General features: G+C 71.9%; 16 protein-coding genes. 7 read left to right on the top strand and 9 right to left on the bottom strand.

Annotated elements, in window-relative coordinates; genetic code table 11:
• Window positions 1-50 precede the first annotated feature (50 nt).
• The 3 genes from ACYVIH_RS00700 to rsgA are packed head-to-tail and all read left to right on the top strand — an operon-like array spanning window position 51 to window position 3,430.
• A complete protein-coding gene (locus tag ACYVIH_RS00700; protein WP_460864815.1) occupies window positions 51-1,142 on the top strand; it encodes a YibE/F family protein in 1,092 nt (363 codons plus the stop codon).
• On the top strand, window positions 1,139-2,422 hold the full coding sequence (gene aroA / locus ACYVIH_RS00695) for a 3-phosphoshikimate 1-carboxyvinyltransferase (protein ID WP_460864813.1): 1,284 nt from the start codon (window positions 1,139-1,141) through the stop codon (window positions 2,420-2,422). The genes ACYVIH_RS00700 and aroA overlap by 4 nt, the downstream gene beginning before the upstream one ends.
• The gene (rsgA, locus tag ACYVIH_RS00690; protein WP_460864811.1) at window positions 2,423-3,430 is read left to right on the top strand and encodes a ribosome small subunit-dependent GTPase A; all 1,008 of its coding nucleotides are present in this window, start codon (window positions 2,423-2,425) and stop codon (window positions 3,428-3,430) included.
• Here the strand turns inward: rsgA and ACYVIH_RS00685 are convergent.
• Together ACYVIH_RS00685 and ACYVIH_RS00680 are read right to left on the bottom strand one after the other, a co-directional pair.
• Window positions 3,427-3,912 (bottom strand): GNAT family N-acetyltransferase, encoded by a 486-nt coding sequence (locus ACYVIH_RS00685; protein WP_460864809.1) that lies wholly within the window; start codon window positions 3,910-3,912, stop codon window positions 3,427-3,429. The two genes, rsgA and ACYVIH_RS00685, sit on opposite strands and share 4 nt — an antisense overlap.
• Window positions 3,913-3,945: 33 nt before the next feature.
• Window positions 3,946-4,416 carry a DUF2231 domain-containing protein gene (locus tag ACYVIH_RS00680; protein ID WP_460864807.1) on the bottom strand — a complete coding sequence of 157 codons (471 nt, stop codon included), beginning with the start codon at window positions 4,414-4,416 and terminating at the stop codon, window positions 3,946-3,948.
• 88 nt (window positions 4,417-4,504) lie between these two features.
• Between ACYVIH_RS00680 and hisN the strand changes: the two genes are divergently transcribed.
• The 4 genes from hisN to ACYVIH_RS00660 all read left to right on the top strand — a co-directional run bounded on the left by hisN (window position 4,505) and on the right by ACYVIH_RS00660 (window position 6,969).
• Window positions 4,505-5,407 (top strand): histidinol-phosphatase, encoded by a 903-nt coding sequence (hisN, locus tag ACYVIH_RS00675; protein WP_460864805.1) that lies wholly within the window; start codon window positions 4,505-4,507, stop codon window positions 5,405-5,407.
• Between the two features lie 121 nt (window positions 5,408-5,528).
• Window positions 5,529-5,966 (top strand): CBS domain-containing protein, encoded by a 438-nt coding sequence (locus ACYVIH_RS00670; RefSeq protein WP_460864803.1) that lies wholly within the window; start codon window positions 5,529-5,531, stop codon window positions 5,964-5,966.
• A gap of 87 nt (window positions 5,967-6,053) precedes the next feature.
• The gene (locus ACYVIH_RS00665) at window positions 6,054-6,425 is read left to right on the top strand and encodes an FKBP-type peptidyl-prolyl cis-trans isomerase (protein WP_460865125.1); all 372 of its coding nucleotides are present in this window, start codon (window positions 6,054-6,056) and stop codon (window positions 6,423-6,425) included.
• A 19-nt stretch (window positions 6,426-6,444) separates the two neighbouring features.
• Complete coding sequence (locus ACYVIH_RS00660; protein ID WP_460864801.1) at window positions 6,445-6,969, top strand: metallophosphoesterase family protein; 525 nt, start codon at window positions 6,445-6,447, stop codon at window positions 6,967-6,969.
• A 6-nt stretch (window positions 6,970-6,975) separates the two neighbouring features.
• On the opposite strand, the gene ACYVIH_RS00655 is transcribed toward ACYVIH_RS00660, so the two are convergent.
• The 7 genes from ACYVIH_RS00655 to ACYVIH_RS00625 form a co-directional block, all read right to left on the bottom strand.
• Window positions 6,976-8,196 (bottom strand): EAL domain-containing response regulator, encoded by a 1,221-nt coding sequence (locus ACYVIH_RS00655; RefSeq protein ID WP_460864799.1) that lies wholly within the window; start codon window positions 8,194-8,196, stop codon window positions 6,976-6,978.
• 143 nt (window positions 8,197-8,339) lie between these two features.
• On the bottom strand, window positions 8,340-9,974 hold the full coding sequence (locus ACYVIH_RS00650) for a methyl-accepting chemotaxis protein (RefSeq protein ID WP_460864795.1): 1,635 nt from the start codon (window positions 9,972-9,974) through the stop codon (window positions 8,340-8,342).
• Between the two features lie 121 nt (window positions 9,975-10,095).
• Window positions 10,096-10,311, bottom strand: coding sequence for an RNA-binding S4 domain-containing protein (locus ACYVIH_RS00645; RefSeq protein ID WP_460864792.1), 216 nt, complete (start codon window positions 10,309-10,311; stop codon window positions 10,096-10,098).
• A 53-nt stretch (window positions 10,312-10,364) separates the two neighbouring features.
• The gene (locus ACYVIH_RS00640) at window positions 10,365-11,633 is read right to left on the bottom strand and encodes a DUF445 domain-containing protein (RefSeq protein WP_460864789.1); all 1,269 of its coding nucleotides are present in this window, start codon (window positions 11,631-11,633) and stop codon (window positions 10,365-10,367) included.
• Window positions 11,630-12,757 (bottom strand): ABC transporter ATP-binding protein, encoded by a 1,128-nt coding sequence (locus ACYVIH_RS00635; protein ID WP_460864787.1) that lies wholly within the window; start codon window positions 12,755-12,757, stop codon window positions 11,630-11,632. Before ACYVIH_RS00635 ends, ACYVIH_RS00640 begins: the two co-directional genes overlap by 4 nt.
• Window position 12,758: 1 nt before the next feature.
• On the bottom strand, window positions 12,759-14,399 hold the full coding sequence (locus tag ACYVIH_RS00630) for an ABC transporter permease (protein ID WP_460864785.1): 1,641 nt from the start codon (window positions 14,397-14,399) through the stop codon (window positions 12,759-12,761).
• Complete coding sequence (locus ACYVIH_RS00625) at window positions 14,396-15,418, bottom strand: extracellular solute-binding protein (protein ID WP_460864782.1); 1,023 nt, start codon at window positions 15,416-15,418, stop codon at window positions 14,396-14,398. The genes ACYVIH_RS00630 and ACYVIH_RS00625 overlap by 4 nt, the downstream gene beginning before the upstream one ends.
• Window positions 15,419-15,461: the final 43 nt, after the last annotated feature.

Below are 15,461 nucleotides of genomic sequence, written 5' to 3'. Positions count from 1 at the left end.
TCTCGGCGACGGCCCGGCTCCTCCTCGCCGCTGTCCTGGTCCCCCTGACCGTGGCTACCGCGGTGGCGCTGTTCGTGCTGTGGCCCGAAGGGCCGGCGCCGCGCGCCGAGGGCTACGAGGGCAGCGAGCGGATCTCGGCCGTCGTAACCGACGTGCACCCGTGCCCGGACTCCTTCGCCGCCGACTTCGGCGGGCAGGTGCCACCTGGGTGTCGCTCTGCAACGGTCGACGTCGACGATCGACCCGACGACGTCGAGGCCGCGCTCCCGTTCGGCGGGGGTGCGCCGCAGATCGAGGCCGGCGACCGGGTGGTCCTCTTCGAGGTCCCGGATGCGCCGCCCTCACAGCAATGGCAGTTCCTCGACTTCGACCGCTCTCGCGCTGTCTACACCCTGGTCGCGGTGTTCGCGCTCGCCGTCCTGCTGCTCTCCCGGCTGCGCGGGATCGCCTCATTGGCCAGCCTCGGCCTCTCGCTGGGCCTGGTGATCTGGTTCGTGCTGCCGAACCTGCTCGGCGGCACCTCTCCCCTGCTCGTGGCGGTGGTCGCGGCCGCCACGATCATGATCGTCGCCCTCTATCTCGGGCACGGGTTCAACGCGATGACGTCGACCGCGCTGGTCGGCACCCTGCTCGCGTTGGTCCTGACCGGCGTCCTCGGTGCGGTCTTCACCTCGGCGGCACAGTTCACCGGCTTCAGTGACGAGTCGACGAAGTACCTGGCGTCGATGCTGGGCGAGATCAACTACGAGGGTCTGGTGCTCGCCGCACTCATCATCGGCTCCCTGGGCGTGCTCGACGACGTCACGGTCACCCAGGCCGCGGCAGTGTGGGAGCTGCGCACAGCCGACCCGACGGCGACACGCAGGTCGGTCTTCGCTGCAGCGATGCGGATCGGCCGGGAGCACGTCGCGGCGGCGGTGAACACCCTCGTCCTCGCCTACGTCAGCGCGATGCTTCCGCTGCTGATGTACCTGATGCTGACCGCGAGCAGCTTCGAGGACGCGCTGCTCAGCGACGGGGTCGCCCAGGAGGTGACCCGGGGCCTCGTCGGCAGTCTCGGGATCATCGCCGCGGTGCCCCTGACCACGGTGGCAGCCGTGCTCGTGGCGGGATCGGGCGGCCGATACCCTCGTCTGCGATGACCGAGACCCCCGCCGCCGTCGCCGACCCGTGGCCCGCCCCCCGCGCGAGCCGGCCCGTGCATGCGACGGTGTCCCTGCCCGGCTCGAAGTCGCTGACCAACCGGGCGCTGGTGCTGGCCGCGCTCTCGGACGGACCGTCGGTCGTGCGTCGAGCGCTGCGCTCGCGTGACACCGAGCTGATGGCCGCCGCGCTCACCGCGCTCGGCTCCCCGATCGACACCTCCGGCGACGACTGGCAGGTCACGCCCGGCCCGGTCACCGGCCCGGCGAGCGTGGACTGCGGCCTGGCCGGCACGGTGATGCGGTTCGTCCCGCCGGTGGCCGCCCTGGCGCGAGGCCGCGTGCTGTTCGACGGCGACCCGCACGCTCGCACTCGGCCGATGGGCGAGGTGCTCACCGCACTGCGTGGCCTGGGCGTGGTGGTCGAGGACGAGGGCCGCGGGTCGCTGCCGTTCACCGTCGTCGGCAACGGCCGGGTCCCCGGCGGCACGGTCACCATCGACGCGTCGGCCTCGAGCCAGTTCATCTCCGCGCTCCTGCTCGCCGGCGCCCGCTACGACCACGGGGTCGACGTACGCCACGACGGCAAGCCGGTGCCCTCCCTGCCGCACATCGAGATGACCGTCGACCAGCTGCGCCTGCACAGCGTGGAGGTCGACGACACCGACGCGAACCGCTGGCGGGTGCTGCCCGGCACGATCCGCGCCGTCGACGTGGACATCGAGCCGGACCTGTCCAACGCCGCGCCGTTCCTCGCCGCGGCGCTCGTCACCGGGGGTGAGGTGACCGTGCGCGACTGGCCGCGGCGGACCACCCAGGCCGGTGACGCGCTGCGCGAGATCCTCGCCCGCATGGGTGCCGAGGTGGACCTGACCGACGACGGGCTCACCGTCCGCGGCACGGGAGCGGTGCACGGCATCGACCTCGACATGCACGACATCGGCGAGCTCACTCCCGCGGTGGCGGCGCTGTGCCTGCTGGCCGACTCCCCCTCGCACCTGCGCGGCATCGCCCACATCCGCGGCCACGAGACCGACCGGCTCGGCGCCCTGGCCCGCGAGTTCGGCAAGCTCGGCGGGGACGTCACCGAGACCGAGGACGGCCTGGCGATCCGGCCGGCGCCGCTGCACGGCGGCGTGTTCGCCACCTACGCCGACCACCGGATGGCGCACGCTGGCGTGATCATCGGCCTGGCGGTCGACGACGTCCTGGTGGAGAACATCGCGACCACCTCCAAGACCTACCCCCGGTTCGCCGACGACTGGACGAGGCTGGCCTAGGTGGCAGGTCGCCGGTACGACGAGTACGACCACGAGCGCTTCGAGCGCCCCCGTCGTCGCACCCGCCCGCGCACCAAGGACCGACCGACCTACGAGGACGCCACGACCGCGACCGTCGTCACCGTCGACCGCGGCCGGTTCACGTTGCTCGTCGAGGACGACGACGGTGCGCGCACGGTGATGGCGATGAAGTCACGTCCGCTCGGCCGCAAGGGGGTCGTGGTCGGCGACCGCGTGAAGGTGGTGGGCGACACCAGCGGTGAGGAGGGCACGCTCGCCCGGATCGTCGAGGTCGACGAACGGCGGACCGTGCTCCGTCGTACCGCCGACGACACCGATCCGGTCGAGCGCGTGATCGTCGCCAACGCCGACCAGCTCGTCGTGGTCGCTGCTCTCGCCGACCCCGAGCCGCGGCCGCGGCTGATCGACAGAGCCCTGGTCGCGGCGTACGACGCGGGGCTGGAACCCTTGCTGTGCTTGACGAAACCGGACCTCGCCGACCCGGAGACGCTGCTGTCGATCTACCGACCGCTCGGCGTCCCCTACGTCGTCACCGAGCACGGGCGCGACCTGTCCGACATCCGCGAACGGCTCGCGGGCCGCACCAGCGTGCTGATCGGGCACAGCGGCGTGGGCAAGTCCACGCTGGTCAACGGGCTGGTGCCCGGCACCGACCGGGCGATCGGCCACGTCAACGTGGTCACCGGCCGCGGCCGGCACACCTCGACCTCGGCGCTGATGCTGCGGCTGCCCGACGACTCCGGCTGGATCATCGATACCCCCGGCATCCGGTCGTTCGGGCTCGCCCACGTGCAGCCCGAGCACCTGATCCGGGCCTTCCCCGACCTCGCCGAGCTCACCCACGACTGCCCGCGAGGGTGCACCCACGGCGAGGGCGAGCCGGAGTGCGGCCTCGACGAGGCGATCGAGCGGGGCGAGACCGAGGCGGCGCGGGTGGAGTCGTTCCGCCGGCTGCTCGCCAGCCGCGAGAGCGCCGAGGACGCCTAACCGCCGAGCGGGCGGACCAGCTCGTGCTCGACCACACCGTCCTCGAGCGTCGTACGACCGCTGCGCCGGAACCCGTTGCGCCGGTAGAGCGCCTCCGCGACGTGGTTGGCCTGGCGGACGTCGAGGCGGAGGGTGTGTGCCCCGGTCTGCGTTCCCCAGCGCACGACCTCCTGCACCAAGGCGTCGCCGACCCCGCGCCCGCGGGCGTGCGGGGCGATCCACATCGAGATCAGCTCAACGACGCCCCGCTCCGCACCCGGCACTCCGCTGGCCATCCCGGCCGGCCGGCCGGCGAGCGTCGCGACCAGGTTGAGCGCCCCGGCGATCTCCAGCCGGGCCCGCCACCGCTCCTCCCGGTCGCGGTCACCCTGCCAGTCCGCCAGCCGCGACCCGAACGCGTGGGGAGCCTCGGCGAGCGCGGCCAGCCGCAGCTCCCGCCACAACCGCCAGTCGCCGGAGGTCAGCACGCGCAGCTCGATCACGGCGCAATCCTCCCGCACCGACCGCGTGCCGCGTCAGCCCCAGACGGCTCGCGCGCCGGAGTCGCCCACCAGCACCGTGACCACGGCCACGCCGATCGCGCCGAGCACCAGCAGGACCGGGAGCACCTTCTCCAGCGCCGGAATGCGGCTCTCCCGCGCTCCCCTGCCACTGGCCAGCGGTGAGGCGCCGCCGAGCGACCAGGCCGAGATCACGACCAGCACGGCGAAGATCGCCATCACGATCACCAGCAGCTCGCCGTACTCCTCGTGCTCCTCGATCAGTGCCTCCAGCTCGGGGCGCGCCTCCAGCAGCGCCTCACCGCTCTCGGTGGCCAGCCAGGCCAGCCCGGCACCGACGACCGTGAGCGCGGCGGTGGGCCAGCGGAGCAGCCAGCGCCAGCGGGGTACGACGGCCAGGGCGACCGCCATGACCGCGGACAGGGGGACGAACACGACCACGGCGTGCACCAACAGGGGGTGCAGCGGGAGCCCGGCGATTTCCATGAGCCGAGGCTAGTGGCGCGATGATTGAAGAGTCGATCATCGCGCGGCACTTCTCAACCAACTCTTAGCGGGGGCATAGCCTGGGCCCATGCCCTCGGAGTTCACCGACGACCTCAGACTCGCGCACGTCCTCGCCGACGACGCCGACTCGCTGACCATGAGCCGGTTCAAGGCGCTCGACCTGCACGTGGTCAACAAGCCGGACCTCACCCCGGTCAGCGACGCCGACCAGGCCGTCGAGGAGGGCATCCGCCGCACCCTGTCCCGGGCCCGCTCCCGCGACGCCGTGGTCGGCGAGGAGACCGGGGCGTCCGGGCACAGCCAGCGCCGTTGGGTGATCGACCCGATCGACGGCACGAAGAACTTCGTCCGCGGGGTGCCGGTGTGGGCCACGCTGATCGCACTGATGGTCGACGACGAGGTCGTGGTCGGCTGTGTGTCGGCGCCGCAGCTGAACCGCCGCTGGTGGGCCTCCAAGGGCGGCGGCGCGTGGACCGGACGCTCCCTGCTGAAGGCCACCGAGTGCCACGTCTCTGACGTCTCGAACCTCGCCGACGCCTCGCTGTCCTACTCCTCGCTGTCGGGATGGGAGGACCGCGACCGGCTCGAGGACTTCCTGTCCCTGTCCCGGCGGTGCTGGCGCACCCGCGCGTACGGCGACTTCTGGTCCTACATGCTCGTCGCCGAGGGAGCGGTCGACATGGCGGCCGAGCCCGAGCTGGAGATGTACGACATGGCCGCCCTCGACGTGATCGTCCGTGAGGCCGGGGGGAAGTTCACCTCGCTCGACGGCAAGCCCGGCCCGTTCGGCGGCAACGCGCTGGCCACCAACGGCCGGCTCCACGAGCAGGCCCTGGCGTTCCTCGGCTCGGTCTACGACGAGGACGACCCCGACTACGCCCGCAGGGGCCCCGGCTCCGTGCACGACCTGAGCGCCCGCCGCCGCACACCGGCCCCGTCCAGCGGCACCGAGGGCGTCGACGCGGACTGAACCGGCGACCGCCTGCTCACGAAGGGCGGAACGGCACCTACCGCCCGCGGCAATTCGGCACTAGCCTGCAGGCACGAGCCTCGTAGCTCGCCGAGCCGAGCCGTCAACGTGGGAGGTCCCGATGCGAATCAACCAGGTGCTCGCCGCCAAGGCGAGCCAGGAGGTCGTCACCATCAGTCCGGACGCGAGCGTGCGCGACCTGCTCCGGAAGCTGGCCGAGCACAACGTCGGTGCGCTCGTGGTCAGCCGCGACGGCAAGAAGCTCGAGGGCATCGTGTCCGAGCGCGACGTGGTCCGCCGGCTCAACGACAACGACGGCCTGCTCGACGCGACCGTCGACTCGATCATGACCCGCGACGTGCACACGTGCGACGGCGAGCACCCGGTCAACGACCTGATGCAGGTGATGACCGAGCGCCGGATCCGCCACGTGCCCGTCATGAAGGACGCCGAGCTGGTCGGGATCATCAGCATCGGCGACGTGGTCAAGAACCGGATGAGCGAGCTGGAGTTCGAGCGCGACCAGCTCGACTCCTACGTCCACACCGCCCAGACCTGAGGGCCGCTCGGCACGCCCGACTAGGCTGGCAGACCGGTCCCGGTCCCGGGACCGGTCCCCGACTCCGAGGAGCAGCAGCCCGTGAGCATGCCGCAGAAGCCCGAGATCGACTTCCCCGACTCCCCGCCGCCGGCCGACCTCGAGGTCACCGACCTCACCACCGGTGACGGCGCCGAGGCCACCGCCGGCAAGACCGTCGTCGTGCACTACGTCGGCGTGGCCCACTCCACCGGCGAGGAGTTCGACGCCTCCTACAACCGTGGGGAGCCGCTGTCGTTCCGGCTCGGTGTCGGCCAGGTGATCTCCGGCTGGGACCAGGGCGTCACCGGGATGAAGGTCGGCGGTCGCCGCAAGCTGGTGATCCCGCCGCACCTCGGGTACGGCGACCGCGGCGCCGGCGGTGTGATCAAGCCCGGCGAGACGCTGATCTTCGTGGTGGACCTGCTCGACGTCCGCTGACGCACCTTCGACATCGACCATGACCGCCGTACGCCTCGTCCTGGTCGCCGACACCCACCTGCCCAAGCGCGCCCGCGCGCTGCCGGAGCAGGTGTGGCAGGCGATCGAGGAGGCCGACGTCGTGGTCCACGCCGGCGACTGGGTCCACGAGCCGTTGCTCGACGAGCTCGAGGCCCGGTCGTCGCGCCTGGTCGGCGTGTTCGGCAACAACGACGGCCCCGAGCTGCGCCGGCGGCTGCCCGAGGTCGCCAGCGAGACCATCGGCGGGGTCCGGCTGGCCGTCGTCCACGAGACCGGCCCGGCCAAGGGTCGTGAGCAGCGCTGCGAGGAGCTGTACGGCGGCCACGACGTCCTGGTCTTCGGGCACAGCCACATCCCGTGGGACACCACCACCCCGTCAGGGCTGAGGCTGCTGAACCCCGGCTCGCCGACCGACCGCCGACGCCAGCCGTTCTGCACCTACATGACGATGACTCTGGCTGCCGGCGCGGTCGGCGAGGTGGTGCTGCACCGCCTCCCGCCCCGGGCGCCCCGCAGGAGCTGACGCGGCCTAGCGCTGCTGGGTGAGCAGCCGGGCGGCGTCCTCGGGAGCGAGCGGCATGCCCAGGTGGTAGCCCTGGGCGAAGTCGGCCCCGAGGTCGCGGAGCAGCGCCATCGTCGCGGCGTCCTCGACCCCCTCGCCCGTCGTACGCAGCCCGGCGTGCCTGCCGAACCCGAGCACCGACTCCACCGTCGCGCGAGCCTCGGCCGAGGTCTGTGCGGCCATCACCACCGAGCGGTCGATCTTGATCTCGGTGAACAGCAGCTTGGCCAACGACCGCAGCGTGACCAGGCCGTCGGCGAAGTCGTCGACGGCGAGCTGGAACGCACGGAGGCGGAGCCGGGCGAGCTGGCCGAGGAACTGCGCGTCGTCACGACGCACAGAGCTTTCGGCGATCTCCAGGATCACTCGGTCGGGGTCGACGTGCACGCGCCGGCACAGCTCGGCGAGCCGGTCGACGGCGGCGGAGTCACCGGCCATGCGCGGGGAGATGTTGACCGCGATGGTCAGGTCGTCGCGGTGCTCCAGGCGGGCGAACCACGGGATCACGACCTCGACGACCCGCTCGGTCAGGGCGGCGATCAGGCCGTGCCGCTCGGCGAGCGGGACGAACTGGGCCGGGGAGACCTGCCCGAACGACGGGTCGTGCCAGCGCGCCAGCGCCTCGAACCCGACCAGCCGGCCGGTCTCGCAGCCGAACTTCGGCTGGTAGGCGACGCTCAGTGCCCCGCGCATGATCGCGAGGTCCAGCAGGTCCGCGGACGGGGATGCCTCGGGACCGGCCGTCGCCTGGGCCGCGGCCGGAGTCAGGGGCTGGGCGGGGGCCAGGGCCGGTGCCTGAGCGAGGAGCTCCTGCAGCGCCCCCGCCTGGAGGGGACGGCGCAGGACGCCGGCGATCTGCAGGCCGTTGTCGCGGGCGTAGCGTCGCGCCGCGAGCACCGCCTTCCCGCTGGCGGTGCCAGAGATGATGATCGGCTCGGTGCGCTGCCTGGCCGCGAGGCCGGAGAGCAGCTCGATACCGTCCACGCCGGGCATGACCATGTCGATCGCCAGGTGGGTGGGTGCCCAGTCGCGCAGCAGCTCGAAGAACTCCGCCGTGTCGCTGGTGTACCGGGCCTGGTGCCCGCCGGCCCCGGCGATGATCTGGATCGCCTCGGCCACCGGCCGCTCGTCGTCGAGCACCAGCAGCCTCGCCGGCTTCGTCACCGTCGGTGCTTGGGCGTTCGCCACACGTGCCTCCATCTGAGCCCCGGAACGTCACGGTCCCCGGCAGGGCGAATCGGACATATTGCCACCCGGTTGAATCGGCCGGCGGCACCTCGACGTGAGCCCTTGTCCGGTCGATTTCGTGCCGGTCCGGCGGGGACCGGCGTTCAGCAGCAGAACCCCTCGACCACCTCGCGCAGCCGGTGGCTGGTGCGCCTGAGCTCCTCCGAGGCCGCGCGGATCTCGTGCACGCCACCGCTGGTCGCCTCGGCGGCCCCGGCGACTGCGACGATGTTCTCCGCGATCTGCCCGGCACCGGAAGCGGTCTCGGCGATGTTGCGCGACATCTCCTGCGTGGTGGCCGCCTGCTCCTCCACTGCTGAGGCGATCGTGGCCTGGAAGGTGTCCAGCCGCGCGATGACCTCCGTGATCTGGGCGATCGAGCTGACCGCGCTCGCGGTGTCTGCCTGGATCGCCTCCACCCGACGGGAGATGTCCTCGGTCGCCTTCGCGGTCTCCTGGGCGAGGTCCTTGACCTCGCCGGCGACGACGGCGAAGCCCTTGCCGGACTCACCGGCCCGGGCGGCCTCGATGGTGGCGTTGAGGGCGAGCAGGTTGGTCTGCTCGGCGATGCCGGTGATCACGTTCACCACGCCGACGATCTCCGCCGACGAGGCGCCGAGCCTGGCGACGAGCTCGTTGGTCTCCTGCGCGAGCGCCACGGCCTCGACACCGACCTGGGAGGCCTCGGAGGTGCTCCGCGCGATCTCACCGATCGAGGCGGTCATCTCCTCGCCGCCGGTGGCCACCGTCTGCACGTTGCGTGACACCTGGTCGGCCGCCGCCGACACGACGTGCGACTGGCCGGCGGTCTCCTCCGCGCTCTCCGAGATCGTGGTCGCCACCTGCGCCATCTGGTCACTGGCGACGTCGAGGGACTCGGCGCTCTCGGCAAGCGACACGACCATGCCGCGCAGGGACGCGGTCGCGATGTGCAGGTTCTGCCCCATCACCGCGAGCTCGTCGGTGCCCTCCACCTCCAGGTCGTGGCTGAGGTCGCCCTTCGCGAGAGCCACCAGTGCTGCGACCATCGGCTCGATCCGGCGGCGGAGGCTGCGGGCCAGCACGACCCCGAGGACGACGGCCAGCAGCACACCCACCCCGACGACGGAGAACATCACCGTGCGCGACGACCCGACCATGTCGTCGACCACCGACCGCTGCTCCGCGGCGTCGGCGGTGAGCCGGTCGGCCTGTGCGTCGAAGGCGGTGTTCAGCTCGTCGAACAGCTCCGCCGCTCGCGCGTTGAGGGCCGCGGCGTCCGGACCGGCGGCACCTTGGAGGTAGGCCTGGTCGGCCGCCACGAAAGCCTCCCAGCCGTCGACGAGCTCCTCGGCGTGCCCCCGGAGCTCGGCGGGCGTGTTCGCGAGCATCGTCTCCAGCTGGGTGCCCATGAGGCCGCTGAGCTCGTCACGCTGCGCGGACATCCGCTCGACCACGGCGGGGTCCTGGGCAGAATCCGCGACGAGACCCTTGATGGTCATCTGGAAGCCGGTCTGCTGGGCGGCACGCAGATCCGCCAGCGGCACCAGGTCGCGCTCGGCGAGCACCTCGACCCGGTCGTGGACCTTCGCCTGCTGGGAGGTGGCGAGCAGGCCCTGGCCGATCAGCACCACCGCCATCATGAACGAGGCGGCGAGCAGCTTGCTGAGCAGGCTGCCGCGCGAGAGGAGGCTGCCCTTCGCAGGCTGGTACTCCTCGGGCGCGGCTACCGGCTCGGGCGTCGACTGGGACGTGGTCATGAGGTTCCCCCTCGGTCCGCGACCCCGGCTCGCGGGGTGCGGTGAGTGCACATGTGGACCCCGAGTCCCACTCTTCATGCACCTGATCGGCCGTCGCGGGCCGGACCTGAGGGCAATCCGCTCAGACCACGCGGACCGACTGTCCGCCGAGCGTCACGACGTCGCCCTTGCGCAGCTGGCGCCCGCGTCTGGTCTCCACCTCGCCGTTGACGACGACCAGGCCCTGCATCAGCAGCGGCTTGGCCTCGGCGCCGTAATCGATGAGGTCGGCGAGCTTGAGGAACTGGCCGAGCCGGATCGACTCGTCACGGATCTCGACGTCACGGGGTGCGCTCACCGGCCCATCCTCCCCCACGCCGCACCCTCCCAGGAGCCGGGGCGGCGCGGAGGTCAGTGGACGAGTACGGCGACCGCGTGGATCAGCACGCCGACCAGTCCACCCACGAGGGTGCCGTTGATCCGGATGAACTGCAGGTCGCGACCGACGTACAGCTCGATGCGTCGCGCCGCCTCCTTGCCGTCCCAGCGGTCGACGGTGTGGGTTATCACGGCGGTGAGCTCGTCGCCGTACCGCCCGACCGCGAACACCGCGAGGTCCGCGGCGTGGCCGTCGAGCCGGTCGCGCAGGTCCTTCTCGGTGACCAGCCGGGCGCCGAAGCGGGTCAGCTCGAGCAGCGCGCGGTGCCGCAGGGCACCGTCCTCGTCGGCGAGGGCACTGAGCAGCGCGGTGCGGAAGGCGTTCCACAGTGAGGTCGCGGTGACCAGGACCTGCGGGTGGTCGAGCACCCGCTCCTTGAGCCGCTCGGCGCGCTCCTGGGTGGACTCGTCGTGCAGCAGGTCGTCGGCGAGCTGGGCGAGCAGGCTGTCGAGCGCGGTGCGGGCGTGGTGGTAGGGGTCCCTGCGGATGTCCTCGACCCAGGCGACGGCCTCCACGTGCAGCCGGTGGGTGACCCGGTCGTTGAGCGCCTGCGGGGACCACCAGGGTGCGCGCTCCCCCACCACCTCGGTGAAGGTCTCCTCGTTGGTCACCAGCCAGCGGTGCGCCTCCTCGAGAGCCAGGTCGACCAGGCCGTGATGGGCCTTGTCGCGGACGATCTCCTCCAGCAGGCTGCCGGCGACGGGGCTGATCGGCTCCTCGCGGAACCGCGGCAGCACGGCGTCGCGCAGGAGCGCGGCCATCTCCTCGTCGCGCACCCGGGCCAGGCCGGCCTGCATCACGGCGGCAACCTCGTCGACGACCCGCTTGCTGTTCTCCGGCTCGACCAGCCAGTGCCCGACCCGCTCGCTGATCCGGGCGAGCGCGATCCGGTCGCGGATCACCACCTCCTGCAGGAAGTTCGCCCCGACGAAGTCCTGGAGGCTGCGGCCGAGCTCCTCCTTGCGCTTGGGCACGAGCGCGGTGTGCGGCACCGGGATCCCCAGCGGGTGCTTGAACAGCGCGGTGACCGCGAACCAGTCCGCGATCGCGCCGACCATCGAGGCCTCGGCACCGGCGTTGACGAAGCCGAGGAAGCCGTCCTCGCCGAGGGTCAGCAGGTACACCACGGCCGCGAGAAGCAGCAACGACACAGCCAGGGTGCGCATCCTGCGCAGGCCGGCCCGGCGTTCCTCGTCGGCGGCAGGGTCGGAACCGAGGTCGAGCGCGGGCGCGGCGGTCACCGGCCCGGCCCCGGCGGCGGGGAGGTCACGGCCTGGTCGCCCACGAGCAGCGTCGGCGTGATCCCGGGTACGACGCTCACCGCGACCGCCGTACCGACCGGGTGGCGGACCGCGTGAGGCTGCCAGGACCGGAGCGTCCGGCCGGAGCCGAGCCGGACGGTGTGGAGCACGAAGGCGCCGTGGTACTCCACCGCCACCACGTGTGCGGCCGACGACGGGTCCAGGGTCAGCGCAACCTCGTGCGGCCGCAGCACCACCTCGACGTCGCAGTCGCAGTTGGCCCAGCCCGGGACGGTCGAGACCACCCCGATCTCACAGGTCAGCAGTGCATCGCGCACGTGGGCGGGAAGGAAGTCCGCGTCGCCCATGAACGAGGCGACGAACCGGGTCGCCGGCTGCTCGAAGACCCGCTCGGGGGTGTCGGTCTGCTCGACGTGTCCGCCGCGAAGCACCACGACCTTGTCGGCCACCGAGAGCGCCTCGGTCTGGTCGTGGGTGACGAGCATGCCGGTCGTGCCGGTCTCCCGCAGGACCGCCACCGTGTCGGCGCGGACCTGCGCACGCAGGCTCTCGTCGAGGCTGGAGAACGGCTCGTCGAGAAGCACCACGGCGGGCTTCGGCGCGAGCGCCCGGGCCAGTGCGACCCGCTGCTGCTCGCCGCCGGAGAGCTCGTGCGGGTAACGCTCGGCGAGGTGGCCGAGACGGACCAGTTCCAGCACCTCCGTGACCCGTCCGGGGCGCTCGGCACGGGGCAGCTTGTTGAGGCCGAAGGCGACGTTCTGGGCCACGGTCAGGTGCGGGAAGAGGGCGTGGTCCTGGAACACCAGCCCGACCCGGCGGTCCTCCGGCTGCTGGAAGTGGTGTCGGTCGGCGACGATCTCGCCGGCGATGCGGATCGTGCCCGCGTCGGGCCGCTCCAGCCCCGCGACCAGGCGCAGCGTCGTCGACTTGCCGCACCCGGAGGGCCCGATCACGGTGACCAGCTCCCCCGGTGCGGCCGTGAGGTCGACCGAGTCGACTGCGACGGTCGCCCCGTAGCGCTTGGTGACTCCCTCGAGCACGAGGGCCGGAGGGGTGGCGGGGTGCCCGGGGCGGTGGGGCGCGGTCACGAGGTCTGCTGCCATGTCACTCGGCCTGCCGATACGGGTCGACCAGGCGGACCTGCCGGAACAGGAAGAAGACCGGCACGACCGCGACCGCGACGATCACCAGTGCCGGCATGGCTGCCTTCTCCCAGAAGTTCTCCCGGGCGAGCTCGTAGACCCACACGGACACCGTAGTGAACCCGAACGGGCGCAGCAGCAGCACGATGGGCAGCTCCTTGACCGCGTCGATCATCACGAGCACCAGGGCCACGGCAGCGCCGGGCCGGACCAGCGGCAGGTGCACCCGGGTGAGGATCCGTCGCGGGCTCGCTCCGAGGCTCATCGCGGAGAGGGTCATCGTGGGCGGGATCTTGGCGAAGCTCGCGTCGACCGCCTGGTACGCCGGAGCCAGGAACCGCACGACGTAGGCGTAGATGATCACCGGCACCGACCCGGTGACGAGCAGCCCGGTGCCCCCGGGGACCCCGGCGGTCTCGAGCAGGTCGTCGAGCAGCTTGAAGGCGATCAGCACGCCGATGCCCACGACGGCGCCGGGCACGGCGTACCCGAAGGTGGTCAGCTGGCCGGCGGACCGGACCCAGCGCCCACCACCGAGCCGCAGCGAGTGGCCGATCACCAGCGCGAGCAGCACACAGGCCAGCGCGACGATCGTGGCCACGACGATGCTGTTGACGATGTACTCCACGAACCGGCGGTCCCACAGCGATGCGGGGTCGCTGATGACGTCGCCGACCGCCCACCAGAGCAGCTGGGCCACCGGGATCACGAACCCGAGGGCGAGCGCGGCTGCACCGAGGCCGGTGGCGCCCCACGCCTTCGCCCCGCGCAGCCGCGCCGGCTCCAGGCCGCGGCCGCGGCCCCGCTTCTGGTGGAACCTGGCCCGTCCGCGCAGCAGCCTCTCCCCGGCGAGCACCGCCACGGCGAACAGCAGCACCAGCACCGACAGCTGCGTCGCGGTGTGGAACTGGTAGCTGCCCTTCCAGGTGAGGTAGACCCCGACGGAGACGGTCTTGACGTTGAAGTACTGCACGGTGGCGAAGTCGGTGAGCGTCTCCATCATCACCAGCGACAGCCCGGCGGCCAGCGACGGCCGCGCCAGCGGCAGCAGCACCTTGCGCAGCGCCCGGCCGCGCCCGGCCCCGAGCGTGCGGGCGGCGTCGTAGGTCCCCGACGCCTGCTCCACGAGCGCGTTGCGGGCGAGCAGGTAGACGTAGGGATAGAGGGTCAGCGACATCACGATGATCGCGCCGGGCAGCGAGCGCACCTGCGGCACCCAGACGTCGGCTCCGAAGGTGGCGCGCAGCAGCCCTTGGACCGGGCCGGAGACGTCGAAGGTGGACAGGAAGACGAAGCCCAGGATGTAGGCGGGCATGGCCAGCGGCAGCACCAGCAGCCACACGAGCACGTCGCGCAGCGGGAACTGGTAGGCGGTGACCAGCCAGGCCAGCCCACCGCCGATGACGAGGGTGCCGACGCCGACGCCCAGCATCAGCGCGAGCGTGGTGACCACCATGCCGCCCAGCCCCCGGGGGAGGCTGAAGTCGCCGAGACCGGCCGTGCCGTCTACCACGACGGCGAGCACCGGCGTGGCGACCAGTGCCGCGATCACGAGGACGGCGAGGGACCACGCCGGCCGGCCCTCACCGAGGCGACGGCTCACTCGTAGCCGGCCTCGGCGAGCAGGTCGATGGCCTCGGCGTTCAGGTCGCCGTATGCCTCGGCGTTCAGCGGCATCCGCTTGAACGGGCCGAACTCGGCGATCAGCGGCTCGGGCTTCACGTCCGGGTTGACCGGGAACTCGTGGTTGCCGTCGACGAAGGCGTTCTGCCCGTCGGTGGCCAGCCACTCCAGCAGCTCCTGGGCCTGCGCGGCGTTGTCCGAGCCCTTGACCACCCCGGCGCCGGAGATGTTCACGTGTGTGCCGGCGCCGTCCTGGCTGGCCCAGAACAGCTTGACGTTCAGCGTCGGGTCGTCGGCGAGCTCGCGGGCCAGGTAGTAGTGGTTGTTGATCCCGACGTCACAGGCACCCGCGTCGATCGCCTCCAGCAGGAGGATATCGTTGCTCATGATGTCGACGTCGTTGGCGACCCAGCCCTTGACGATCTCGAGGGTCTTCTCCCGCCCGTGCAGGTCGATCAGGCTGGCCACCAGGGACTGGGTGTAGGACGCGGTGGCGTCGCGCATGCACAGCCGGCCCTTCCACTTCGGGTCGGCCAGGCCGGCGTAGGTGTCCTCGGTGTCGAACTCCGCGGGGTCGACGTTGTCGGGGTTGTAGGTGACCGTGCGCGCGCGCATCGCCAGGCCGAACCAGCGGCCTTCGGGGTCGCGCAGGTCCTCGGGCACGGCGCCCTCCAGCTTCGGGGAGTCGAGCGGCTCGAGCTCGTCCTGACGCGCGGCGTTCCACAGGTTGCCGGCGTCGACGGTCATGAAGATGTCGGCGGGGGTGTCGTCGCCTTCGGCCTTGAGCCGCTCCAGCAGCTCCGCGTCGTCGCCGCTGATGAACTCGACGGTGATGCCGGTGTCCTCGGTGAACTTCTCGAACGCCTGCTCCAGGTCGTAGTGACGCGCGGTGTAGATCTGCAGGTCCGCCGGCTCCTCACCGATCCCGAGCACGCCACAGCCCGACAGGGCGGCGGCGACCGCCGCGGTGCCGGCGGCGATGGACAGGGCACGGCGCATCGGCTTCTCCTCACGGGCTCGTGACCCGGACGACGAAAGAACT

The organism is Nocardioides pakistanensis (assembly GCF_054781215.1).
Note: the sequence above shows the minus strand (reverse complement) of the source record. Positions and strands in the feature narration are given on the sequence as shown.

Coding starts and splice junctions, on each gene's coding strand:
- ACYVIH_RS00650 (WP_460864795.1), bottom strand. CDS start 9,974: ATGACCACGTCCCAGTCGACGCCCGAGCCGGTAGCCGCGCCCGAGGAG.
- ACYVIH_RS00680 (WP_460864807.1), bottom strand. CDS start 4,416: ATGGAAATCGCCGGGCTCCCGCTGCACCCCCTGTTGGTGCACGCCGTG.
- ACYVIH_RS00660 (WP_460864801.1), top strand. CDS start 6,445: ATGACCGCCGTACGCCTCGTCCTGGTCGCCGACACCCACCTGCCCAAG.
- aroA (WP_460864813.1), top strand. CDS start 1,139: ATGACCGAGACCCCCGCCGCCGTCGCCGACCCGTGGCCCGCCCCCCGC.
- ACYVIH_RS00665 (WP_460865125.1), top strand. CDS start 6,054: ATGCCGCAGAAGCCCGAGATCGACTTCCCCGACTCCCCGCCGCCGGCC.
- ACYVIH_RS00625 (WP_460864782.1), bottom strand. CDS start 15,418: ATGCGCCGTGCCCTGTCCATCGCCGCCGGCACCGCGGCGGTCGCCGCC.
- ACYVIH_RS00670 (WP_460864803.1), top strand. CDS start 5,529: ATGCGAATCAACCAGGTGCTCGCCGCCAAGGCGAGCCAGGAGGTCGTC.
- hisN (WP_460864805.1), top strand. CDS start 4,505: ATGCCCTCGGAGTTCACCGACGACCTCAGACTCGCGCACGTCCTCGCC.
- ACYVIH_RS00635 (WP_460864787.1), bottom strand. CDS start 12,757: ATGGCAGCAGACCTCGTGACCGCGCCCCACCGCCCCGGGCACCCCGCC.